25 protein-coding genes and 1 other RNA gene are annotated in these 23,516 nt (G+C 52.7%); 11 read left to right on the top strand and 15 right to left on the bottom strand.

What is annotated here, in order from left to right:
• Positions 1-12 precede the first annotated feature (12 nt).
• Positions 13-891 (bottom strand): U32 family peptidase, encoded by an 879-nt coding sequence (locus tag SK32_RS17175; protein WP_121585102.1) that lies wholly within the window; start codon positions 889-891, stop codon positions 13-15.
• A gap of 8 nt (positions 892-899) precedes the next feature.
• Positions 900-1,895 (bottom strand): ubiquinone anaerobic biosynthesis protein UbiU, encoded by a 996-nt coding sequence (gene ubiU, locus SK32_RS17170; RefSeq protein WP_048213387.1) that lies wholly within the window; start codon positions 1,893-1,895, stop codon positions 900-902.
• 220 nt (positions 1,896-2,115) lie between these two features.
• Here ubiU and ubiT point away from each other — a divergent pair, with 220 nt between their 5' ends.
• Together ubiT and SK32_RS17160 are read left to right on the top strand one after the other, a co-directional pair.
• Positions 2,116-2,640: a ubiquinone anaerobic biosynthesis accessory factor UbiT gene (gene ubiT, locus SK32_RS17165; RefSeq protein WP_048213386.1), complete on the top strand. Its 525-nt coding sequence runs from the start codon at positions 2,116-2,118 to the stop codon at positions 2,638-2,640.
• Positions 2,634-3,137: a GNAT family N-acetyltransferase gene (locus tag SK32_RS17160; RefSeq protein ID WP_048213385.1), complete on the top strand. Its 504-nt coding sequence runs from the start codon at positions 2,634-2,636 to the stop codon at positions 3,135-3,137. Before ubiT ends, SK32_RS17160 begins: the two co-directional genes overlap by 7 nt.
• Here the strand turns inward: SK32_RS17160 and SK32_RS17155 are convergent.
• Positions 3,134-3,433, bottom strand: a complete 300-nt coding sequence (locus SK32_RS17155; RefSeq protein ID WP_086523470.1) for a GIY-YIG nuclease family protein — start codon at positions 3,431-3,433, stop codon at positions 3,134-3,136. The two genes, SK32_RS17160 and SK32_RS17155, sit on opposite strands and share 4 nt — an antisense overlap.
• A 43-nt stretch (positions 3,434-3,476) precedes the next feature.
• On the opposite strand from SK32_RS17155, the gene SK32_RS17150 reads away from it, so the two are divergent.
• Positions 3,477-3,905, top strand: a complete 429-nt coding sequence (locus SK32_RS17150) for a YhbP family protein (protein ID WP_048213383.1) — start codon at positions 3,477-3,479, stop codon at positions 3,903-3,905.
• Between the two features lie 37 nt (positions 3,906-3,942).
• Positions 3,943-4,578, top strand: coding sequence for an NAD(P)H-binding protein (locus SK32_RS17145; RefSeq protein WP_048213382.1), 636 nt, complete (start codon positions 3,943-3,945; stop codon positions 4,576-4,578).
• 93 nt (positions 4,579-4,671) lie between these two features.
• Here SK32_RS17145 and dolP read toward each other — a convergent pair whose 3' ends face one another.
• From dolP to SK32_RS17125, 4 genes are read right to left on the bottom strand one after another with little or no spacing between them, the layout of a single operon-like run.
• A complete protein-coding gene (gene dolP, locus SK32_RS17140; protein ID WP_048213381.1) occupies positions 4,672-5,247 on the bottom strand; it encodes a division/outer membrane stress-associated lipid-binding lipoprotein in 576 nt (191 codons plus the stop codon).
• A gap of 9 nt (positions 5,248-5,256) precedes the next feature.
• Complete coding sequence (gene diaA / locus SK32_RS17135) at positions 5,257-5,847, bottom strand: DnaA initiator-associating protein DiaA (RefSeq protein WP_048213380.1); 591 nt, start codon at positions 5,845-5,847, stop codon at positions 5,257-5,259.
• 34 nt (positions 5,848-5,881) lie between these two features.
• Positions 5,882-6,277 (bottom strand): YraN family protein, encoded by a 396-nt coding sequence (locus SK32_RS17130; protein ID WP_048213379.1) that lies wholly within the window; start codon positions 6,275-6,277, stop codon positions 5,882-5,884.
• Positions 6,235-8,286, bottom strand: coding sequence for a penicillin-binding protein activator (locus SK32_RS17125; RefSeq protein ID WP_048213378.1), 2,052 nt, complete (start codon positions 8,284-8,286; stop codon positions 6,235-6,237). Before SK32_RS17125 ends, SK32_RS17130 begins: the two co-directional genes overlap by 43 nt.
• A gap of 63 nt (positions 8,287-8,349) precedes the next feature.
• Here SK32_RS17125 and rsmI point away from each other — a divergent pair, with 63 nt between their 5' ends.
• Together rsmI and SK32_RS17115 are read left to right on the top strand one after the other, a co-directional pair.
• Entirely contained in the window at positions 8,350-9,213 is an 864-nt protein-coding gene (gene rsmI, locus SK32_RS17120; RefSeq protein WP_048213377.1) for a 16S rRNA (cytidine(1402)-2'-O)-methyltransferase, read from the top strand.
• 2 nt (positions 9,214-9,215) lie between these two features.
• Entirely contained in the window at positions 9,216-10,220 is a 1,005-nt protein-coding gene (locus SK32_RS17115) for a Fic family protein (protein ID WP_048213376.1), read from the top strand.
• On the opposite strand, the gene SK32_RS17110 is transcribed toward SK32_RS17115, so the two are convergent.
• From SK32_RS17110 to garD, 8 genes are all read right to left on the bottom strand, one after another.
• Entirely contained in the window at positions 10,217-10,990 is a 774-nt protein-coding gene (locus tag SK32_RS17110) for a DeoR/GlpR family DNA-binding transcription regulator (protein ID WP_048213375.1), read from the bottom strand. The two genes, SK32_RS17115 and SK32_RS17110, sit on opposite strands and share 4 nt — an antisense overlap.
• A 111-nt stretch (positions 10,991-11,101) precedes the next feature.
• Complete coding sequence (gatD, locus tag SK32_RS17105) at positions 11,102-12,145, bottom strand: galactitol-1-phosphate 5-dehydrogenase (RefSeq protein ID WP_048213374.1); 1,044 nt, start codon at positions 12,143-12,145, stop codon at positions 11,102-11,104.
• A gap of 44 nt (positions 12,146-12,189) precedes the next feature.
• Positions 12,190-13,563 (bottom strand): galactitol-specific PTS transporter subunit IIC, encoded by a 1,374-nt coding sequence (locus SK32_RS17100; protein ID WP_048213373.1) that lies wholly within the window; start codon positions 13,561-13,563, stop codon positions 12,190-12,192.
• A gap of 4 nt (positions 13,564-13,567) precedes the next feature.
• Positions 13,568-13,852 carry a PTS galactitol transporter subunit IIB gene (gene gatB / locus SK32_RS17095; RefSeq protein ID WP_003828616.1) on the bottom strand — a complete coding sequence of 95 codons (285 nt, stop codon included), beginning with the start codon at positions 13,850-13,852 and terminating at the stop codon, positions 13,568-13,570.
• A gap of 29 nt (positions 13,853-13,881) precedes the next feature.
• On the bottom strand, positions 13,882-14,346 hold the full coding sequence (gatA, locus tag SK32_RS17090) for a PTS galactitol transporter subunit IIA (protein ID WP_048213372.1): 465 nt from the start codon (positions 14,344-14,346) through the stop codon (positions 13,882-13,884).
• A 14-nt stretch (positions 14,347-14,360) separates the two neighbouring features.
• On the bottom strand, positions 14,361-15,632 hold the full coding sequence (gatZ, locus tag SK32_RS17085) for a tagatose-bisphosphate aldolase subunit GatZ (RefSeq protein ID WP_048213371.1): 1,272 nt from the start codon (positions 15,630-15,632) through the stop codon (positions 14,361-14,363).
• Between the two features lie 133 nt (positions 15,633-15,765).
• Complete coding sequence (locus tag SK32_RS17080; RefSeq protein WP_048213370.1) at positions 15,766-16,620, bottom strand: tagatose bisphosphate family class II aldolase; 855 nt, start codon at positions 16,618-16,620, stop codon at positions 15,766-15,768.
• A gap of 179 nt (positions 16,621-16,799) precedes the next feature.
• Complete coding sequence (gene garD / locus SK32_RS17075) at positions 16,800-18,371, bottom strand: galactarate dehydratase (protein ID WP_048213369.1); 1,572 nt, start codon at positions 18,369-18,371, stop codon at positions 16,800-16,802.
• 411 nt (positions 18,372-18,782) lie between these two features.
• Here garD and garP point away from each other — a divergent pair, with 411 nt between their 5' ends.
• The 5 genes from garP to rnpB all read left to right on the top strand — a co-directional run bounded on the left by garP (position 18,783) and on the right by rnpB (position 23,444).
• Complete coding sequence (gene garP, locus SK32_RS17070; RefSeq protein WP_048213368.1) at positions 18,783-20,117, top strand: galactarate/glucarate/glycerate transporter GarP; 1,335 nt, start codon at positions 18,783-18,785, stop codon at positions 20,115-20,117.
• A gap of 15 nt (positions 20,118-20,132) precedes the next feature.
• Positions 20,133-20,903, top strand: a complete 771-nt coding sequence (garL, locus tag SK32_RS17065) for a 2-dehydro-3-deoxyglucarate aldolase (protein WP_048213367.1) — start codon at positions 20,133-20,135, stop codon at positions 20,901-20,903.
• Positions 20,904-20,933: 30 nt separating this feature from the next.
• A complete protein-coding gene (garR, locus tag SK32_RS17060; RefSeq protein WP_048213366.1) occupies positions 20,934-21,824 on the top strand; it encodes a 2-hydroxy-3-oxopropionate reductase in 891 nt (296 codons plus the stop codon).
• Between the two features lie 65 nt (positions 21,825-21,889).
• Entirely contained in the window at positions 21,890-23,035 is a 1,146-nt protein-coding gene (gene garK / locus SK32_RS17055) for a glycerate 2-kinase (RefSeq protein WP_048213365.1), read from the top strand.
• Between the two features lie 32 nt (positions 23,036-23,067).
• Positions 23,068-23,444, top strand: an RNA gene (gene rnpB, locus SK32_RS24030) — RNase P RNA component class A.
• The last annotated feature ends 72 nt before the right edge of the window (positions 23,445-23,516 follow it).

Below are 23,516 nucleotides of genomic sequence, written 5' to 3'. Positions count from 1 at the left end.
AAGTGAGCTTTTTTACGCCTGCAGCTCCAGACCAGCCAGTCGCTTCCAGTAGCCGTTGCAGTCACTGTGGGCGGCAAGGGGTAATGGGGCCGTGCCATTTTTATTGGCGCGGAAGGCGTCGAGCATGGCGAATGTTTCAGTGCCTGAAGGGGACAGACGCACAATATCAACCAGACCCTGCATCGATGTCAGCTCGTTGCCGAGGTTGTAGACATAGCCGCTCATGGTCTGGATCCCGTTGAGGACAAAGACCTGCTGATTTTCCTGCGACAGCACATCACGCCCGTTGGGGTATTTGATGCAGCAGGTTTCACATTCGTCTTTTGGCCGATCTTCGGAACGCGCGGTAAAGCAGCGAGCAGAGTACGCCAGCGGCAGATGCCCGTAGCTCAGCACCTCGACTTCAAACTGATTGCGAATACCCAGCTCATCACACTGGTTGAGCAGGTTTACCAGCCAGTCACGGGACAGCTCAACCGGCATACACCAGCGCGTCATGCCCTGCTTGAGCAGCAAACGCAGGGTTACCGCGTTGTAGCAGTTGAGCGCATGTCCTGCGACAAACGGCAGCTTGCGCTCGGCGCACATGTTTACCACGCCGAGATCGCTGGCCTCCACCAGGAAATCGCCGTTTTCAACATAGCGCTTCAGTTCTCCCAGCTCAGAGGAAGCTTGCACCAGCGCCAGCGTAGAGAGCACCACCTGTTTACCGCTGCCCGCGAGTGATTTCGCCATATCCAGCCAGTCGCCCACTTTGGTGGCGCGACGTTTACTGCATACCGCTTCGCCAAGATAGATAACGTCGGCCTGGCTTACGGCGGCCTGCTGATAAAAATCTTCCAGCGTTTCTTTCGGCCAGTACCACAGCACCGGCCCTAAGGAATATTTCATTGCTTCTCTCACTGCCATTTACGGTGATACGCGCCAAGCGTGGTCTGCGTGCCTTCGGACATTGAACCGAGCGTTTCCATCCACGCGTCCTGCGGGGCGTAGTTTTGAGGATCGGCCATACAGCGGTCGATCGCCTGACGCCACACTTTCGCCACCTGGCTGACATAAGCCGGGCTGCGCTGACGTCCCTCGATTTTGACCGAAGCAATATTGGCGGCCAGTAAGTCGGGCAGCAGTTCCAGCGTGTTCAGACTGGTGGGCTCTTCCAGTGCATGATAGCGTTCGCCATCAACCAGATAGCGACCTTTACACAGCGTCGGATAACCGGCGTTTTCTCCATCCTGATAGCGATCGATCAGAACTTCGTTTAGACGGGATTCCAGCCCTTGTGGGGTCTGTTGCCAGCGCACAAAGCGAGCAGGGGAGCAGGCACCCACGGTGTTTGGCGATTCGCCTGTCAGATAAGAAGATAAGTAGCAACGACCTTCTGCCATAATGCACAGACTGCCGAAGGCAAACACTTCTAACGGAACTGGGGTTACGCGGGCTAATTGCTTCACCTGATGAATCGACAGCACGCGTGGCAGTACGACCCGCGCAACGTCAAAGTTGCGATGGTAGAAATTAATTGCCTCTTCGTTAGTCGCAGATGCCTGAACGGAGACATGGCGCTCAATATGGGGATAGCGCTCTGCGGCATACTCAAGCATGGCGAGGTCGGCGAGGATCAGCGCATCTGCACCCAGTTGCGCTGCCATATCAACGGCACGCTGCCAGCGCGCGTAACCATCCGGGTGCGCAAAGGTGTTAATCGCAATGTGCAGCTTACGGCGGTGCTGATGAACGAAACTCACCGCTTCCTGCAATTTTTTCTCGGTAAAATTAAGGCCGGCGAAATGACGGGCGTTGGTATCATCTTTCAGCCCGATGTAGACAGCATCAGCGCCGTTCTCGATGGCCGCCTTAAGCGCCGGGAGGTTTCCGGCAGGGCAGAGCAGCTCCATAATTTATCCTGAACGTTGCGCCATGTAGGGCGCAGAAATGTTAACGAAGAGGGATTTTAGTTAACCTTGCTGAGACAATTTTTGATTTGAGGCAGTTAAAGTCGTATTGGTGACACCAATAAAGAGGTAACAATTTCGTAGCGAATTGTTGATTTATGCCGCTATGTCGTTTATTTGATATGGCAAAATAGCAGGACTATTGAAACAGGGAGTAAAGCTCGTGTTGGATAAACTGCGTTCACGCTTAGTACATTTAGGTCCTTCTCTGATCAGTGTACCGGTTAAACTGACGCCCTTTGCGCTGAAGCGCCAGGTTCTGGAACAGGTCCTGAGCTGGCAGTTTAGTCAGGCGCTGGCCGATGGGGAGCTGGAGTTTCTCGAAGGTCGCTGGCTGAGCATTCATGTGCGTGACATTGACCTCAAATGGTATACCTCTGTTGAGAACGATAAACTTATCGTCAGCCAGAATGCAGATGCGGATGTGAGTTTTAGCGCCGATGCCAGCGATCTCCTGATGATCGCGGCCCGCAAGCAGGATCCGGATACGCTTTTCTTCCAGCGTCGCCTGGTGATCGAAGGTGATACAGAATTAGGGCTGTATGTTAAAAATCTGATGGACGCCATCGAACTGGAGCAGATGCCGAAAGCGTTACGTGTCATGCTGCTGCAGTTGGCGGATTTTGTTGAGGCGGGTATGAAAACGTCGCCAGAAACCAAACAGACCTCGGTAGGTGAGCCATGCTGATTCGAGTTGAGATTCCCATTGATGCCCCTGGTATTGATGCATTGCTGCGCCGTTCATTTGAGAGCGATGCGGAAGCAAAATTAGTCCACGACCTGCGTGAAGATGGTTTCTTAACGCTGGGTTTGGTTGCTACCGATGATGAAGGTCAGGTAGTGGGCTACGTCGCATTCAGCCCTGTTGATGTGCAGGGTGAAGATCTGCAATGGGTCGGCATGGCGCCGCTCGCGGTGGATGAAAACTACCGGGGACAGGGCCTGGCGCGTCAACTGGTCTATGAAGGACTCGATTCCCTGAACGAGTTTGGCTACGCCGCGGTGGTTACGCTGGGCGATCCGGCACTGTACAGCCGCTTTGGCTTTGAGCTGGCAGCGCATCATGACCTGCGTTGTCGCTGGCCGGGTACAGAAAGTGCATTCCAGGTGCATCGCCTGGCAGAAGATGCGCTGGAGGGCGTCTCTGGCCTGGTGGAATATCACGACCATTTCAATCGCTTTTAAGTGTCGGGGGTTTGCAGGCTCCTCAGTAGAGCCTCAAGCCCTTCGCCTTCCACAAGATGCTCTTTCTGGCGTTTTGTAAGCTGCTTGACCCGATACTCTATGCGCAGGGCCAGCGAATGGTCGCCAACCTGCGCCGCAAATGCCAACGTGAGTTCCCCCTTTCCACGTAGCGCCTTCGCACCTTTCCCGCTCTGATGCTGCTGATAGCGGCGCTGCACATCGGTGGTTATTCCGGTGTATAAGGCATTGTCCGCAGTACGGATCAGGTACAGATACCAGGGTGTCATTGTCACCATCGACGTGATAATTTTCAGGCCTACAGTATAAAAGAGAACAGAAATGGAAACACTGACTGCGGTGTCTCGCTGGCTGGCAAAACAGCACGTCGTGACCTGGTGTGTACACCATGAAGGTGAATTGTGGTGCGCCAATGCGTTTTACCTGTTTGATGCGCAGAAGATGGCATTCTATGTGCTGACCGAAGATAAAACACGCCATGCGCAGATGTCGGGACCGTGTGCACCGATTGCCGGCACGGTAAACGGTCAGCCCAAAACGGTCGCCCTGATTCGTGGCGTGCAGTTTAAGGGGGAAATTCGCCGTCTTGAAGGGCAGGAGAGTGAAACCGCGCGTAACGCCTACAACCGCCGTTTCCCCATCGCCAGAATGTTGCCAGCGCCCGTGTGGGAGATTCGACTGGATGAAGTCAAATTCACTGACAACACGCTGGGCTTCGGTAAAAAGATGCACTGGCTACGTGATCTATAGTTAAAAGAGTGATTGAAGCGTCAGGGGAAAATAAACGATGAGCCAGGTGTTAATAACCGGTGCAACGGGTCTGGTGGGTGGACATTTATTGCGGATGCTACTGAATGAACCCCGGATCAATGCCATTACGGCGCCGACGCGTCGACCGCTGGCTGATACGGTTGGCATCTATAATCCCCACGATCCGCAGCTAACCGATGCTCTGGCGCAGGTTACCGATCCGGTCGATATTGTCTTTTGTTGTCTGGGTACGACCCGACGTGAAGCGGGTAGTAAAGAGGCGTTTATCCACGCGGATTATACGCTGGTAGTGGATACAGCTCTGGCGGGGCGTCGGCTGGGGGCACAGCATATGCTGGTGGTGAGTTCGATGGGAGCCAATGCACATTCGCCGTTTTTTTATAATCGGGTGAAAGGGGAAATGGAGCAGGCGCTGATCGCGCAGAAATGGCCCCGGCTGACGATTGCCCGGCCTTCTATGCTACTGGGTGATCGGGATAAACAGCGGGCGAATGAAATGTTTTTAGCGCCATTATTTCGGTTGCTGCCGGGTAACTGGAAGTCGATTGAAGCGCACGATGTTGCGCGAGCTATGCTGGCGGAGGCGCTGGCGCCTGGACCGGAGGGCGTTACGATACTGACCTCTTCAGAGCTGCGCGAAAGGGCTAAATAAAATGCCGGATGGCGCTGACGCTTATCCAACCTACAAACGATAACGTCCTGTAGGCCGGATAAGACGCTCAGGCGTCGCTATCCGGCATCAGTATTATTTAATAAACGTAAAGGCCGTAGTGACGCGTTTCACGCCGCTTACCCGGCTGGCGATGTCTGCCGCCGCCTTCGCTTCGCGTTCGGTCACCAGACCTAACAGGAACACTTCTCCATTCTCGGTGGTGACTTTCACGTTAGAGGATTTCACCTGATCGCTGGTCAGTAACTGGGAACGTACTTTGGTGGTTATCCAGGTATCGTTGGATGCATCGCCCAGACCGATTGGCTGGCCCTGACGGATCTCATTAAAGACCTCAGTCGTACCTTCTACGCCCATCGCAATCTGTTTTGCCCGCGCAGACAGTTCGCTATTTGGCGACTGACCGACCAGCAGCACTTTACCCTGATATGCGCTCACGTTGATTCGCGCTTCTTTCTTGATCTGGGCATCTTTCGACAACGCCGTATTGACGCGTAATTCCAGGGTCCCATCATCTACCTGGGTGCCGACACTGCGAGGATCCGTTGCTGCTTTCGTCCCGACAGCTGCTGTTCCGACAACGGCGGCAGCTACACAGCCTTGCAACAGCAATGCTGAGAGAACGACGGCGAGCGGCGAAAATGCCTTCATGTGTACTCCTTAATCATCCTGGTGAGGGAAAAGCGTGTTATCAATGAGATCGCAAAGGCAATTGACCGTCAGCATATGCATTTCCTGAATGCGGGCGCTGTGGTGTGACGGGATGCGGATTTCAACATCCTGTGGCCCCAACAACCCGGCCAGCTCCCCTCCGTCATAACCGGTCAACGCAACGATCGTCATGTCGCGCGTAACGGCTGCTTCAACGGCTTTTACGATATCGCGGCTATTACCACGCGTAGAAATTGCCAATAGAACATCACCTGCATGTCCCAGCGCACGGACTTGTTTTGCATAAACTTCGTCGTGCAGGCGATCGTTGGCAATCGCAGTTAAGACCACATTATCAGTATTTAGTGCAATCGCAGGTAAACTTGGGCGTTCTGTTTCAAAACGGTTGATCATGCTGGCAGCAAAATGCTGTGCGTTGGCAGCGGACGTCCCATTACCACAACAGAGAATTTTGTTGCCATTGAGCAGGGACTGAACCAGCGTCATGGCTGCACGGGAGATCGCATCCGGGAGTGCTTCAGCCGCAGCTATCTGAGTTTGAATGCTTTCAGTAAAGCAGACTTTAATTCTATCTAACACGCTAATCCTTAAGAACCAGGCTCTGAATCTTCAACTATGAGCGGTCTTTGAACGCATCCTTAAACCACTCAACATCATTTCCGGTGAAGGCTAACACATCGAACCGGCAATCCACAGTATCAAAACTCCCATTGTGGCGTGCAAGCCACAAGCGGGCGGTCTGTAATAATTTGTGTTGTTTGCTCCGGGTCACACTCGCCGCTGCGCCGCCAAACTGGGCCGAGCGCCGATAGCGAACCTCAACAAAGACGGTGGTGCTGCCTTCACACATTATCAGGTCGATTTCGCCGCCACGTTCACGCACGTTGGCGGCGATAAAATGCAGTCCCTTGCTTTGCAGCCAGTTACGCGCGGTGGATTCCCACGCGTCACCGGTCTGTTTGCTCGTTAACTGGCGGGGACGACCTGTCCTTGCTGGTATTTGAGCCATGATAACTTCCTGTTAATTACGCAATCCTGCGTTGCGGTCAATGCGCCGGTGTTGCCGTTAATTTCGAAGCCCTGCACCTGACGCATTTGCGAGAAATGATTAGCGAGCGACCAGGCATCGACGCCCATTGCATACATGCGCGCCAGTGAGTAGTCATTGCGTACTACACTCAGCGCTTGCTGCATGAGCGGCTCGTTGCCGCCTGCCAGCATCGGTATTTCGCTGTACTGCAAACCTTCCATCTCCAGACGGAAATCCGGGCCAGCGGTACCCTGCGCACTGCGGGAGCTGGCGTACAGTGTCGCACCGCTCTGGCTGCCGTTACGCATGGCGATCATCGGCTTAATAAAGGCAATTTCTTCCGGCGTTGCCAGAATATACACGGCATCAACACGACCGCTGCTGCCAGTGATTTGGGCATCGGTAGGCGCAGCCGGTATCGTCAGACCGCCAATCGTCACGCCAGGTTGCGCAGGTACAGAGGACGCCACCGGGCTACCCGTCAGGGAAATCCCCGAGCCGCCGTTGACGCCCATTTTCAGCTCGGCGGTGGAGCCGAACTTCTGCTGCAGCACCATGCCGCCGCCCAGTTTTTGCCATTCCTGAGCAAAGGCATTGGCAACGCGATCACCTAACGAACTCCGCGGGATCAACAGCAGTGGTGCTTGTTTTCCTTGTTCACGGATGTGGCGTGCGGCATCGCGCGCTTCATCTTCTGGCGACAAAGCGAAGTAGCAGACGTTCGGCAGGTTTTTCACCGACTCCGGCTGATTAAGCGCCAGCACGTTTAATGGCGTGTTGCTTTTCATCAGCTCTTCAACATTGTTTTTCAACAGCGGACCAACCACGATGCTGGCGCCATCCTGCTGGACCTGAGTCAGGATTTGGTTCAGCGGCTGTGATGAGGTGTCGTAGATTTTCAGCTCTGCTGATGGATTCGCCGGTGCGCTGGCGGTTGTTGGCTGAGCGGGTGCTGCGGGCTGCGCAGCAGGTGTTTCTGGCTGAGCTGGCGTCTCGTTGGTCAGATCGCTGACTGACGCCTGAGAAGGGCTGGCAACGCCGTCAGTCGTTTGCGGCTGTTCTGTGGTCGTCGCAGCTGTTGTATCCACAGCAGGCGCAGCTACAGCAGGGGCCGCTACGGGTTGAGTACCCATATTTTTCGCCGCTTCAAAGCCTTGCTGAATAGTCCGGCCAAATACAGCGGCCTGACCGTTCAGCGGCAGCAGCAGCGCAATTTTGCTGGTGGAGGCGGGCTTAAAGCTCTGCACGTTAACCAACTGCGTTGGCAGCATTTTTGCGCCCGGGTTTTGCGGATAACGTTTCTGCCAGTCAGCAATACCTGCTTTCATCATGTCCGGATCGTTACGGTTATCGAACCAGACGCGCTGGAGATCCAGCCAGCCTTGCAGCACGTTTTCATCTGCATTGATGACCAGCGCCTGCGCTTGTTCCTGGGTCATGGATGACAGCGCCTGCCATGTGGCATCGATGTTTTTCTGCTTAGCATTCGCGGCCAGCAGCGGTTCCTGGGCGATCAAGGCGCGCAATAGCGTCAACGACGGGCGACCCTGGTTGACGTCGATTTGCGCCTGCCAGTATCTGGCCTGCTGGTTTTGATCGAAATCGGCAGGAGTGAGTTTATCCAGCAGGGCCTGAGCGCCAGCGATATCTTTCTGCGCGAGCTTGATCTCGACGGCGAGCAACGACTGCTCACGACGCTGAGTATCGCTGAGTTTCTGCGGTAGCTGGTTGAATAGCTCGGTAGCCTGCTGGCTCTTGCCTTCTTTCAGCAGTGCACGAATGGCGAGTAATTGCCAGTTGGTCTTGCTATCATCTGAGCTTTGCTGCATTTGTTGCAGATAAAAGCCGGAATCAGCCTGCGCAGTGCCCTGCATATGGGCTGCACTCTGGTCTGGCGCCTGGGTGCCACAGCCTGCGAAAATCAGTGCAGCCAGAATGACTGGTAGCGCGCGCGCGGCTTTCAAACGAGAAAATGTTGAGGGTACCATACTGTATCCAGTGATATTTTTTTACTCAATGCTCAATATTAAATCGGCAATACGGACGACACAATGAAACAACACGAATCGGCGGATAATTCTCAAGGCCAACTCTTTATTGTACCTACTCCTATAGGAAATTTGGCTGATATTACCCAACGAGCGCTCGAAGTTTTACAAGCCGTTGATTTGATTGCCGCTGAAGACACCCGTCATACCGGATTATTGTTACAACACTTCGCGATTAACGCCCGTTTGTTTGCGTTACACGATCACAATGAGCAACAAAAAGCGGAAACGCTGGTGGCGAAACTCAAAGAAGGGCAAAACATTGCGCTGGTTTCCGATGCCGGAACGCCGCTGATTAACGATCCTGGCTACCATCTGGTGCGCACCTGTCGCGAAGCGGGGATCCGCGTTGTTCCTCTGCCGGGCCCTTGCGCGGCGATTGCTGCCCTGAGCGCTGCTGGTCTGCCTTCAGACCGTTTTTGCTATGAAGGTTTTCTGCCTGCCAAATCGAAAGGGCGTCGTGATGCGATGAAAGCCATTGAGGCAGAGCCGCGTACGCTTATTTTTTATGAATCTACCCACCGCTTGCTGGATAGCCTGGAAGACATGGTTGCCGTTTGGGGCGAATCCCGTTACGTGGTACTGGCGCGCGAGCTGACCAAAACCTGGGAAACCATTCACGGCGCACCGGTCAGCGAACTGCTGGCGTGGGTCAAGGAAGATGAAAACCGTCGTAAAGGAGAAATGGTGCTGATTGTCGAAGGGCATAAAGCGCAGGAAGATGACCTGCCTGCCGATGCGCTGCGTACGTTGGCTTTATTACAGGCAGAACTGCCGCTGAAAAAGGCCGCCGCGCTGGCCGCTGAAATCCACGGCGTGAAAAAGAATGCACTGTATAAGCACGCACTGGAACAGCAGGGAGAGTAAACGTGAGCACCTATCAACCGCCTTTTACCGTTACGCCATTGATCCTCAATCAAGTTATTGAGATTGGTGAACTGATGGGGCATTGGGCGGTGATGGCGGGCAGGGCATCTCCTCTTTTGCGTAAAGAGAATCGTATTCGCACTATTCAGGCCTCTTTAGCGATTGAGCATAATTCGTTGACGACGGATCAGGTTACAGCCCTGATGGACGGTAAGCGTATTTTGGCTCCGGCTAAAGATATACAGGAAGTCAGAAATGCGATTCTGGCATATGAAAAAATGTCGGAGTGGAAAAGTGAAAAACTCTCCGATCTTTTACAGGCACATCAAGTCCTGATGATGGGGCTTGTCGATAACCCGGGCCAATTGCGATCTGGCAATGTCGGTGTTTACAGGGAAAAACAGCTGATTCATATGGCCCCGCCGGTCTCACAAGTTCTTCGCTTGATGAATGACTTACTGGACTGGTTAAAAACGACAGAACTTCACCCGCTTATCGCTGGTGCTGTATTCCATTATGAGTTCGAATTTATTCATCCTTTTGCCGACGGCAATGGACGGATGGGGCGATTGTGGCAGACATTAATCCTGAGTGAGTGGCGTTCAGAATTAGCCTGGTTGCCGGTGGAAACGCTGATCCACTACCAGCAGGATCGCTATTACCAGGTGCTAGGAGTGTGCGATCGGCAAAGCAGCTGCACGCCATTTATAGAATTTATTCTGGAAAACATTATCTCTGCTTTGCAAGAGGGATTAGGACAATCATCGACCCTGTCGGAAGAAATGTCGGAAGAAATGTCGGAAGAAATGCCGTCTGATTTACTGGATATGGAAAAGCGCATTCTACGAATCTTGTCGAATCAGCCTGGTAGAACTGCCAAAAGTATCGCTGATGAGTGTGAAATTTCACCCCGAACAGTTGAACGCTATCTGAAAGCGTTGCAGCAAAAAGGAAAGTTGCAACGCGTTGGTGCGAAGAAAAGCGGGATGTGGCGGGTAAAAAACTAAACGATTAGTAACTCAACGCCTGTTTTAGCCAGCGCTGATTTGTCCTGCTTGCTGATGCTATCGTCGGTTATCACGCAATTAATCTTCTCCATCGGCAATACCTGATTAAAGCCACGGCGATTGAACTTTGTCGCGTCCAGCACCGCGATGACCTTATGTGCGGCAGCTGCCATGACGCTGCTAATGGAGTAGCCTTCGTTAAATGTCGTAATGCCATTTGTGGCATCAATCCCATCGGCACCCACAAACATCAGGTCAGCGCTGATCCCTTGTAGGGAACGTTCAGCGATAGTGCCATGCATTGAATGCGTTTTATGGCGCACGGTTCCACCGCAGACGACCAGCGTAATGTCTTTGTTTTCCGACAACGTGAATGCGGCGGGTAGGCTATTGGTAATAACGGTGATATTACTTTTTCGGTTTAACGCCTCCGCGATAAGCAAGGTGGTGCTTCCGCTATCGAGAATGACGGTCATGCCTTCTTCGACCATTGCGGTCGCGGCCTGGGCGATCCTTTTTTTCGGATCGCTGGCAAGTTGATACCGCTCTTCCAATATCACTTCCTGATTGTCGCCTTCAGCCAGGTGGCTTCCTGGTTTTGCCGCTCCGCCGTGAAAACGGGTGACAAGACCTTTCTCCTCTAATAACCGCAGGTCGGCGCGAATAGTCACTTCAGAAATACCAAAGGTATTCGAAAGGTCCATTACCAGCACGCTGCCTTGCGTATTAATCAGGTCGACAATTTTGTTCCTTCTCTCAAATGAGTTCATATTGATTTACCTGATAATTTAACTATCACTAGTTTAATCGAAGGATTGCGAAAGGTGAACGCTAAATTTCGAAAGGAAATGTGAGCCAGCGCAGGTTGCTGGCTCGTGAGGTCAGGCAAATTTGAGCAGAATTTTTCCCTGCATCGGTGCGCCATTGAGCGATGTTACCGCTTTGGCAAAACTGTCAGCATCGCCGCTATGGGCAATTAACGGCTCCAGCTGTAAACGTTTTTCGGTCAACAAGCGTGCAGCGGTTTCCCACTCCTCTCCTGGCCATGGGCTGGAGTAGTTCATCCAACTGCCGAGAATCGTTAATTCCTTACGCAGTATTTGGCCAAATACACTGGAAGTCAGCGTCAGGTCCTGATGCAATGTACCCACTAACGCTACCTGTGCGCGAGGACCTGCAATTTCTACAGACAGGGCTACGGTTTGTGGTGTTCCTGCTGTCTCCAGTACAAGCTGATCGAACTGCAAATCGGCCAGTGCAGAATAGATTTCCGCCGCGCCCATCTCCCGGCTATTGAATACGTGAGTGGCTCCCAACTCTTTCGCTAACGTCAATTTTTGTGGGTTGATATCAATTGCCGTGACACTTTTTGCACCGAGTTCGCGGGCACATTGCATCGCCAGCAAACCGATAGTGCCTGCGCCAACGATAATCACGTTTTTGCCTTCGCAGCCCAGGGCCAGATGGAAGGCATGCAAACCGACGGTAATCGGTTCGATGAATGCCCCGTCATCAATCGGCATATCTGATGGCAGTCGGAACAGATTGGCGCGTTTTACGACCACATATTCCGCATTGCCCCCTTCGCTACGCGAACCGACAAACTGATATTGCTTACATAACGAAAAGTAACCACGCTCACACTGAGGACAGTGGAAGCAGGGGAGCAGCGGCACGCAGGCAACGGCGTCGCCTGGTTGCATATCAGTAACGCCAGTGCCATAGGATTCAACATAACCGCTAAATTCATGACCCAGCGTTATTGGGTAATAATGCGCACCATGAGAGAAAATACGCGGGATATCAGAACCGCAAAGTCCTGAACTAACCACCCTGACCAATACATCGTTATCGGCTTGCAGTTGGGGCATGGGACGTTCTTCAACGCGTACGTCTCCCTCAGCGTGAATAACCACTGATTTCATAAGAGTCTCCAGAAATGTGAAGGGGAGCAAATGCTCCCCAGAAATTAAGATGTGGGCTGGCTTTCTGAGATAGCGGCTGCTTTTTCGGCGGCGACGAAATTACGTGCCCGGCGCCAGGTCAATAGCACACCTGCGAAGTAAATGATGGCAATAACTGCAAACGCCACGACGTTTTGCCAGGTAAAGAGCTGAATCAGTAACCAGGTGATCGGCGAGCCCCCCTGGTCCAGAGAGGCGACCATTCCACCTGCTTTCAGTGCCCCGGCGTTGGCGGCAAGCTGAGTGTGTAAGCCGATGGTCTGGGTGGCGATCCACAAGGTGATGCCCATGATGATGACGCCAGAGATCAGCGTGCGGAACAGATTCCCCTGATGAACGGCTACCGCCATTGCGACGAAGAACCCAATGGTGGCGAGATCGCCGAAGGGCAGAACCTGATTACCTGGGACCAGGACGGCAATCAGAATGGTCAGCGGAATAAAGATCAGGCTGGCGGAAACCACCGACGTATGGCCGAGCAGCAATGCGGGATCCAGACCAATTAAGAACTCCTGACCGCCAAATTTCGCCTGCAGGCGTTTGCGGGCATGCTTCGCGATAGGTGTTAAGCCATCCATAATCGGTTTAATGACGCGCGGCATGAGCAGCATGACGGCAGCAGTTTTTACCGCCAGTTGCAATACTGCTTTGATGTCATACCCGGCTAACAAGCCGATCACTAAGCCCATAACAAAACCGACGGTGACTGGCTCACCAAAAGGACCGAAGCGTTTCTGTACATCATCTGCACTGAAATGAATGCGATTCAGACCCGGGATTTTTTCAATGATCGTATCAACCAGGACCGCTATTGGCCCCAGATAGGCTGATGAGCCGTGTGGGATGGCAATACCTTCGAGACCGAAAAAGTCGCGCGTGTCTTTCGCAAACCAGTCGCCAAGTTTGTAGACGAAGGCGGCATGAACAACCACGCCGAGAATGCCCAGCCAGTATGAACCGGTTGCCAGATGCAACATGGCGCCGGTAAACGTCATATGCCAGATATTCCAGATGTCGACGTTCACCACGCGGGTCATGCGGGTAACCAGCATCAGGATATTCACACCAATGGCGACAGGAATCGCAATTAGCGCAATTTGCGAAGCCCAGGTCATTGGTGATGAACCCGGCCAACCAACATCAATGACATGCAGGTTGATTTGAAACTGCTCCGCCATTGCTTTTGCGGCAGGCCCGATAGAATCCAGCATCAGGCCAATAACCAGACCAATGCCGACGAAGCCGATCCCAATATGCAGACCAGATTTAAAACAATCCCCGAGCTTCATCCCCAATAGTTTTGAGAAGATGATGATCACGAGCGGCAACATAACCGTTGGACCTAAATCGAGGATATAACGCATTATTTCGCTAAACATGGCGTTACCCCACGAGGATAGTCAGTATTTTTTGCTGCAACGCTTCGATACCCACGCCTGAAACAAAAGGCATGCCGTGGACCACAGGGATATCGCCAAAAGTACGGTCAACACGGGCGGTGGTACAGATAAGATCTGCTCCATCCATATAGGTTTCGATTTCCGTTACCCGGCACTGAACCAGGTCGAGTTGGATATTGTTGGCTTCACACAGTTCTTTAATTTCTTCTGCTGCCATTGTTGAAGTTGCTACAGCACCGCCACAAGCCACAATTACTTTACGTTTCATAGGGTATTCCTTTTATTATCAGTTTTTTATCAAGCCTGGGCGCAAGGCTCAGACTCAAGGATTTTTTCCCGAAAGAGCATTGCCAGTTCAGCATCTGGCGCATTCAATAATGCTTCAATGGTGTTCGGGTTTTGCAGCTCACTAAACAGACGACGCAGGAGCTTCAGCTGCGCCGTCGGGTTCTCAACGATTAAGGCAATAATTAAAGAGACCGCTATCTCTTCATCATCATCTGCCTGCTGAAAGTTGACAGGCGTCTCTGGGCGAATCAGATAGATAGCTGGCGATTTCGCATGAACGGCTTCACAGTGCGGGATCGCAACGGCATGATGTTCCAGCGCGATTCCAGTTGGAAAGGTTGCTTCACGCTCAATCAGGGCCTGCGGGTAGCTTTCATGCACGACCCCTTTGGCCAGCATCTCTTCCCCAATGTGCACCAGCGCATGCTGACACGAGCTAAAGTTAATTCCGGTTCGGACAAAGAGTTGGCTCATATATTCTCCAGATTTCAGGCGATAACTGGCGCGCAGCCAAAGCGATAGGCACGCAGAACGTCCTGGATTTTGTCGATAATCAGATTATGTGGTGTAGCCGTGAGCGTTCCTTCTGACAGGCGCTCAAACTGCACGGGCATAAACTGGCTAATTAGCCCCAGCGGTAATGCCACACCGTTCAGGTTGGCAATTAACTTTTCTACGCTTTGACGAATACGCGGATGAGGCCAGTAGTAGCGAATACGGTCAGACAAGCTGAAGTGAATATCGACCATCGCCTGGCTCCAGGTTGGACGATAGTATTTTTTCCAGTAATCCGGCTCATTCAGCATGACTTCATCAATCACCTCCAGCACCCGGCTCCGTTGTTCCGGAGAGATCAGCTCATTTTCCATTTGTGCCAGCGCAAAAATAGCTTCGCGAAGGGCGAAAGTCAGCGCGGGACCGACTTTCAGAATCGCATAGTGGTCACGTACCAGGTCACGATAGGCCTGACGGGTTTGATAATCTGTGGAGTGCGCCTCGTAGACCATCGGCGTCTCTTTGATCCAGGCGGAAAGCGCTTGTGCGGCTTGTGGTTGATAGTGAATGATCTGTGTGTGATCAAACTCTACGCCTGGCTGGACGACAATGGCGATCACACGGGTTAATGCTTCTTCAAGCCCTAATGCGCGAAAAGCGACCTGGTGTGTTTCCAGAGTACGGGCAGCATCTTCTTCGCGGGTAACATGTACGGTACCAATAGTACTGGCTTCTCCGCCAGGTACAGGAACTTCTGTCCCTATAACGTAAGTTAATTGGCGTTTCTGTTCTTCAGTGGCTGTTGCTTCTGCGGCCTGGCATAACACAGCGGCGCGCTCGGCGACAACCATTGGATCCAGCGGTGTGGGATCGTCAACACAGGACATAGAGGCATCAAGATGGATTTTACTGAATCCAGCGGCGACATAAGCTTTAATTAAATCTACGGATTTCGCCATTGCCTCTGCTGCCGGTTCATTTTGCCAGCAGTTAGGACCGAGGTGATCGCCCCCGAGAATCAGTCTTTCACGAGGGAAACCGACTTGTTCTGCAATGTTATGCACAAAGTCACGGAAATCGGCAGGCTTCATCCCGGTATAGCCGCCAAACTGATTTACCTGATTAGATGTCGCTTCGATCAGCACTTTACTGTCTGTATTGAGATCAAAACGTAATGCGGATTCAATCACCAGCGGATGGGCTGAACAAACAGAACAAATGCCCAAATGTTCACCCGCTTTATGACGAGAGATTATTTCTTTCACTTCTATCTCCGATATCTTTTGTTTATCTTCATAATATTTTTGGATTGAAGGCAAAGGGTAAAAGCATCTTTCGTGATCCAGCTTTAAAAACAAACCTTTGTCAGCACCCGTGCAATTCAAATTAATGAAGGACTTACAGCTTTCCTTCGCAGCCGCAGTCGGCAATGACTTTACGTACCACCTCTTTCATCGCTGTTTTTGCTGGCACCATGTAGTGCCGTGGATCGTTTGCATCGGTGTGGGCGCTCAGGTAGTTTTTGAGTGCGTCAGCAAAGGCGATTTTGAGTTCGGTAGCGACGTTGACTTTGCAGATCCCGAGAGTGATTGCGCGTTTAATATCCTGAGGGGGCAGGCCGGAAGCGCCATGTAAAACTAAAGGAATATCAACGCATTGACGAATTTCTGCTAACCGTTCAAAGTCCAGTTTTGGTTCTGCGGTGTACAAGCCATGGGCAGTGCCAATGGCGACTGCCAGTGAGTCGATACCTGTTTTTTCTACGAACTCTCGAGCCTGCTCAGGGTGGGTATAAAGTGCATCCTTGCCATCCACGATCAGATCATCTTCTTGCCCGCCCAGGCGTCCCAGTTCTGCTTCAACGCTGACGTCATAGCGGTGGCAGTAATCCGTCACGCGTTTGACTAACGCGATGTTATCGGTAAACGGTAAATGGGAGCCGTCGATCATGACAGAGCGAATCCCTGCGGAGACTTTCGCTTCAATATCGCTGACGCTTTCATGGTGATCGAGATGAATTGCCAGGGGGTGGTTCCAGCTTCTGGCCAGCTCGCTGGCGATAGCGACTATATTACCTACACCAGCGTAGCTAAACGTACCTGGCGTTCCGGCGACGATCAACGGAGAACGTAGCTCGGCAGCCGTTTCCACGACAACCTGTAAGGTCTCGAGATTGTGGATGTTAAACGCGGGGACGGCGTAGCCTTCTTGTTGAGCCTTCTTCAGCATCGTTTTGCTTGAAATGATAAACATACTTCCTCCGAAGTCTTTCGATTTCTTTCTTCGAAATAAAGTATAGGGTTTCGTAATGTTTTTTTGTGATTTCGATCTGAAAAATGAAAGTTTCGAAAGTAATGGGAGGGTTGCGAAAGTTTATGCCAAAAAAAAGAGCATGCCCGTAGACATGCTCCTGAAGAAAAAACAGTGAAAAATCAGGTTACCGGTGCCGGGTTAAATACCGCCAGCTGGTTATGTAATCCCCACTGATCCGAGAAGGTTTTCTTACGACCGCTGGCCACGTCGAGAATGAACTCGAATAGCTTTAACCCTACTTCTTCGATGGTTTCTTCTCCGGTCGCGATGGTGCCTGCGTTGATGTCCATCAGGTCAAACCAACGATTAGCCAGTTCAGTTCGCGTCGCCATTTTTATCACCGGCACGGCCATCAGACCGTACGGCGTACCGCGACCGGTGGTGAACACCTGCACGGTAATGCCGGAAGCAACCTGCTGCGTACCACAGACAAAATCGCTTGCCGGGGTGGCGGCATAAATCAGGCCGCGCCTGGTTGGACGCTGACCCGGCGACAATACTTCGACAATCGCGCTCTTGCCTGACTTGGCAATAGAACCCAGCGCTTTTTCCACCACGTTTGCCAGACCGCCTTTCTTGTTACCCGGAGAGGGGTTAGCGCTGCGGTCAGTTTTTCCCATATCGAGATAGTTGTCGTACCAGGCCATCTCTTCGAGCAGACGCTTGCCCACCTCTTCGTTAACTGCCCGTGGGGTCAGAAGATGGATCGCATCGCGGACTTCGGTCACTTCCGAGAACATCACGGTCGCACCGCAGCGAACTAGCAGGTCGGAGGCATAACCTACCGCCGGGTTGGCCGTTACGCCAGAAAACGCATCGCTGCCGCCGCATTGCATGCCGACAACCAGTTCAGATGCCGGACAGGTTTCGCGCTGGCGCTGATTGAGCTTTGCCAGGTGGCGCTCAGCGACCTGCAAAATGTCTTCTACCATGGATTTAAAGCCAACGTGTTTTTCATCCTGCAGGCTGACAATACTGGCGCTGTCTACCGGAATACTTTTCACATCGTGAGTACCTTCCAGCAGGCGCTCAGGCTGGAGTTTTTCGCAGCCAAGGCCGATGATCATTACTTCACCGCCGAAGTTCGGGTTCAACGCAATATTGTGGATTGTACGAATCGGCACGATGGCGGCAGGGGCATTGATCGCCACGCCGCAGCCGTACAAGTGATTGAGCCCCACCACGCCGTCGACGTTCGGATATTTGGGCAGCAGATCGCGCTCAATGATTTTCACTACATAGTCCACCACGCCCGCCACACAGTGCACGCTGGTGGAGATGCCGAGCAGATTCTTGGTGCCGACGCTGCCGTCAGCATTGCGGTACCCTTCGAAGGTATACCCCTCCAGCGGCGGCAGCGGTTCCGGGACTTTGGTTGCCAGCGGTAATGTTTCCAGCGGCGGAGCCTTGGGCAGCTCAACCATTGATTCATCAATCCAGCTGCCGCGGGGGATATCGCGAACGGCATAGCCTATCACTTCGCCATAACGCACGATTTCGCCGTGAACAGGAATGTCCACGAGCGCCACTTTATGACCCTGGGGAATATGTTCAATTAGCTCCAGTCCATCCGGAAAACATGTCCCGGCTTTCAGACCATTGTCATTGACAATAATCGCCACATTATCTGTGTCGTGAACTTTAATATAAAACGCCGTTGGCGATTCTTGTCTAATTTCGATGTCGGCCATTGTCCAGTATTCTCCAGCCAGGTGGTGATAATAATTGTATGGGTGTTGTTATATTGCAGATAATTAAAAGCAATAAAAACTTGGTATTGTGAAATAAGAATGTCAGGAGATTAAATCTGAGAATGTGACCATGATCACTTAAACTCAGGTACATCATGCTGCCAGAGGTGGCAATACGTAAATGTGTGCATTAGCGCCCATGCTTATGTGCATTTGCCCAGGATAATATTCTAACGTATTTTCTTTAGTGAGCATTTGCACAATGATTAACCTTGTTGTGCTGATTATACTAAATCACGGTTTCATAGCACCTGATAAATTATTGCGTATTTTTATTGGTGGTAATTAATTCTTAAAAATGCCTGCCGAATAATAAAAGACATGTGCCCGAGGTAACCTGAGGTAAATAGTATGATACTGGATACGGTGGTAGAGAAAAAGAAAGGTACGCACACTCGTTATTTAATATTGCTGATAATCTTTATTGTTACCGCCGTTAACTACGCGGACCGTGCGACGTTGTCTATTGCCGGTACGGAAGTGGCGAAAGAGCTACAGCTTAGCGCCATCTCAATGGGTTACATTTTCTCCGCCTTCGGCTGGGCTTATCTGTTGATGCAAATCCCCGGCGGCTGGCTGCTCGATAAGTTCGGCTCGAAGAAAGTCTACACTTACAGCCTGTTTTTCTGGTCGCTGTTTACCTTCCTGCAGGGATTCGTGGATATGTTTCCGCTGGCCTGGGCGGGTATTTCAATGTTCATCATGCGTTTCATGCTGGGCTTCTCGGAAGCGCCGTCCTTCCCGGCGAACGCCCGTATTGTGGCGGCCTGGTTCCCGACGAAAGAGCGCGGTACGGCATCCGCAATTTTTAACTCCGCACAATATTTCTCTCTGGCGCTGTTTTCGCCGCTGCTGGGCTGGCTGACCTTCGCCTGGGGTTGGGAGCACGTCTTTACCGTGATGGGCGTTATCGGTTTTGTGCTCACCGGCCTGTGGGTAAAGTTTATTCATAACCCAACCGATCACCCGCGTATGTCGCAGGAAGAGCTGAAGTTTATCTCTGACAACGGCGCGGTTGTGGATATGGATCACAAGAAGCCGGGCGCTGCGGCATCTGGCGGTCCTAAGCTGCATTATATCAAGCAGTTGCTGACTAATCGCATGATGCTTGGGGTGTTCTTCGGACAGTATTTTATCAATACCATCACCTGGTTCTTTCTGACCTGGTTCCCGATCTACCTGGTGCAAGAAAAAGGCATGTCGATTCTGAAAGTGGGTCTGGTGGCGTCGATTCCTGCGCTGTGCGGATTTGCCGGTGGCGTGCTCGGCGGTGTGTTCTCTGATTATCTGATTAAACGCGGCTTCAGCATCACCCTGGCACGTAAGCTGCCGATTGTGCTCGGAATGTTGCTCGCGTCAACCATTATTCTGTGTAACTACACCGATAACACCACCCTGGTCGTCGCGCTGATGGCGCTGGCGTTTTTCGGCAAAGGCTTCGGCGCGCTGGGTTGGCCGGTGATCTCCGATACCGCACCGAAAGAAATCGTCGGTCTGTGCGGGGGGGTATTTAACGTATTTGGCAACGTCGCTTCCATCGTCACCCCGCTGGTGATTGGTTATCTGGTGAGCGAGCTGCACTCATTTAATGCTGCGCTGATGTTTGTAGGATGCTCGGCGCTGATGGCGATGGTTTGCTACCTGTTTATTGTCGGTGACATTAAACGTATGGAATTGCAGAAATAAACAAAGGTATAGGCGATGAATAACACGATTTTTCCGAATAAGTTTAAAGCGGCCCTCGCGGCGCAACAGATTCAGATTGGCTGCTGGTCTGCATTAGCCAACCCAATCAGTACCGAGGTTTTAGGCCTGGCAGGTTTTGACTGGCTGGTGCTGGATGGCGAACACGCGCCGAACGATATCTCGACGTTTATCCCGCAATTGATGGCGCTGAAAGGTAGCGCCAGCGCGCCAGTCGTGCGCGTACCGACCAACGAGCCGGTGATTATCAAGCGCCTGCTGGATATTGGGTTTTACAACTTCCTGATCCCGTTCGTTGAGACACAAGAAGAGGCGGTGAACGCCGTGGCATCGACCCGCTATCCGCCGGAAGGTATTCGCGGCGTGTCCGTCTCCCATCGCGCCAATATGTTTGGCACCGTACCGGACTACTTTGCGCAGTCGAATAAGAACATCACCATCATCGTGCAGATCGAAAGTCAGCAGGGCGTTGATAACGTTGACGCTATCGCGGCGACCGAAGGCGTAGACGGTGTCTTCGTCGGCCCAAGCGATCTGGCTGCGGCGCTAGGCCATCTCGGCAATGCGTCACATCCTGATGTGCAGAAAGCTATCCAGCACATTTTTGCCCGCGCGAAAGCACATGGCAAACCAAGCGGAATTCTGGCCCCGGTAGAGGCGGATGCGCGTCGTTATCTGGAGTGGGGCGCGACCTTTGTTGCTGTTGGCAGCGACCTTGGCGTGTTCCGTTCAGCCACGCAGAAACTGGCTGATTCTTTTAAGAAATAACCACCATCGACAGTAGAGAGAGATAAAGACATGACAATGAAAGTTGGTTTTATTGGCCTCGGTATCATGGGTAAACCAATGAGTAAAAACCTCCTCAAGGCAGGTTACTCGTTGGTGGTTGCTGACCGTAACCCGGAATCCATTGCACAAGTCATTGCCGCAGGTGCAGAAACCGCCGCCACGGCGAAAGATATTGCTGAGCAGTGTGATGTGATCATCACCATGCTGCCGAACTCCCCGCATGTTAAGGAAGTGGCGCTGGGTGAAGGCGGAATTATTGAAGGGGCGAAACCGGGCACAGTGCTTATCGACATGAGCTCCATTGCACCGTTGGCCAGCCGTGAAATCAGCGACGCGCTGAAAGCGAAAGGCGTGGATATGCTGGATGCACCGGTAAGCGGCGGCGAACCGAAAGCGATTGATGGCACGTTGTCGGTGATGGTCGGCGGCGATAAAGCGATTTTCGACAAGTATTACGATCTGTTGAAAGCGATGGCTGGTTCAGTGGTACATACCGGCGACATTGGCGCGGGTAACGTCACTAAGCTGGCGAACCAGGTGATTGTGGCGCTGAACATTGCGGCGATGTCTGAAGCGCTGACGCTGGCGACCAAGGCGGGTGTGAACCCGGATCTGGTGTATCAGGCGATCCGTGGCGGATTGGCGGGAAGCACCGTGCTGGACGCGAAAGCGCCGATGGTTATGGACCGCAACTTCAAGCCAGGCTTCCGTATTGACCTGCATATCAAAGATTTGGCGAATGCGCTGGACACTTCTCATGGGGTCGGCGCGCAGTTGCCGCTGACTGCTGCGGTCATGGAGATGATGCAGGCGCTGCGTGCAGATGGGCTGGGCACCGCCGATCACAGCGCGCTCGCATGCTACTACGAAAAACTGGCGAAAGTGGAAGTCACACGCTAACAAGAAGGGCGCGGATGTGCGCCCTGTATTTCTTGCCTTGCGCGGCACAGTCAGGCTACATAACTATGAAAATCGTAATTGCCCCAGACTCTTATAAAGAAAGTCTATCTGCCACTGAGGTCGCTCAGGCAATAGAAAAAGGATTTCGGGAAATATTTCCCGATGCGCAATATGTTTCAGTTCCGGTGGCCGACGGCGGCGAAGGAACGGTCGAAGCCATGATTGCCGCCACGCATGGGAGTGAATATTCCGCGTGGGTGACGGGGCCGCTGGGTGAAAAAGTGAATGCCTGCTGGGGCATGTCCGGTGACGGTAAAACCGCGTTTATCGAAATGGCTGCAGCCAGCGGCCTGGCGTTGGTTCCTCCTGAAAAACGCAATCCACTAGTGACAACGTCTTGTGGTACCGGAGAGTTGATTTTGCAGGCGCTGGAAAGCGGTGCGAAAAGTATCATTATCGGCATTGGCGGTAGCGCGACCAATGACGGCGGCGCGGGTATGGTGCAGGCACTGGGAGCAAAACTCTGTGATGCCAACGGTACTGAAATCGGTTACGGCGGCGGTAGCCTGATTTGCCTCAATACCATCGATGTTTCGGGGCTGGATCCGCGCTTAAAAACCTGTTCAATCCGTGTTGCCTGCGATGTGACCAATCCACTCATTGGCGATTCTGGCGCTTCGCGCATTTTTGGCCCGCAGAAAGGGGCAACTGAGGAACACATTGTCGAGCTGGACCGCAATCTTTCCCACTATGCCGATATCATTAAAAAATCGCTCAGGGTGGATGTGAAAGACGTACCTGGCGCGGGAGCGGCTGGTGGAATGGGGGCCGCGTTAATGGCTTTTTTAGGCGCGGAGCTGCGCAGTGGTATCGAGATTGTGACTCAGGCGCTCAATCTGGAAGAACATATTCACGATTGTACGCTGGTGGTCACCGGTGAGGGACGTATCGACAGCCAGAGTGTGCATGGCAAAGTGCCGGTGGGCGTGGCGAGCGTCGCGAAGAAGTACCATAAACCAGTAATTGGTATTGCGGGTAGCCTGACACGCGATGTGGACGTGGTACACCAATATGGCATTGATGCGGTGTTTAGCGTATTAACCCGGATCGGCACGCTGGAGGACGCTTTCCGCGGGGCATCGGATAATATTTACCGCGCTTCAAGGAATATCGCTGCCACGCTGGCAATCGGAATGCGTAGTGCGGGGTGACAAAGGCGCACGAACCCTCTATACTGCGCGCCGAAGCTGACCAGACAGTCGCCGCTTCGTCGTCGTCCTCTTCGGGGGAGACGGGCGGAGGGGAGGAAAGTCCGGGCTCCATAGGGCAGGGTGCCAGGTAACGCCTGGGGGGGAAACCCACGACCAGTGCAACAGAGAGCAAACCGCCGATGGCCCACGCAAGTGGGATCAGGTAAGGGTGAAAGGGTGCGGTAAGAGCGCACCGCGCGGCTGGTAACAGTCCGTGGCACGGTAAACTCCACCCGGAGCAAGGCCAAATAGGGGTTCACAAGGTACGGCCCGTACTGAACCCGGGTAGGCTGCTTGAGCCAGTGAGCGATTGCTGGCCTAGATGAATGACTGTCCACGACAGAACCCGGCTTATCGGTCAGCTTCACTCTTTATAGAACCCCGCTTCGGCGGGGTTTTTGCTTTGTGAGACAGAATAGATGAATGACTGTCCACGACGCTA

Source organism: Citrobacter sp. MGH100, assembly GCF_001034465.1.
Classification (GTDB): Bacteria; Pseudomonadota; Gammaproteobacteria; order Enterobacterales; family Enterobacteriaceae; genus Citrobacter; species Citrobacter youngae.
The sequence above is the reverse complement of the archived record's forward strand: the minus strand, read 5'-3'. Positions and strand labels throughout refer to the sequence as shown.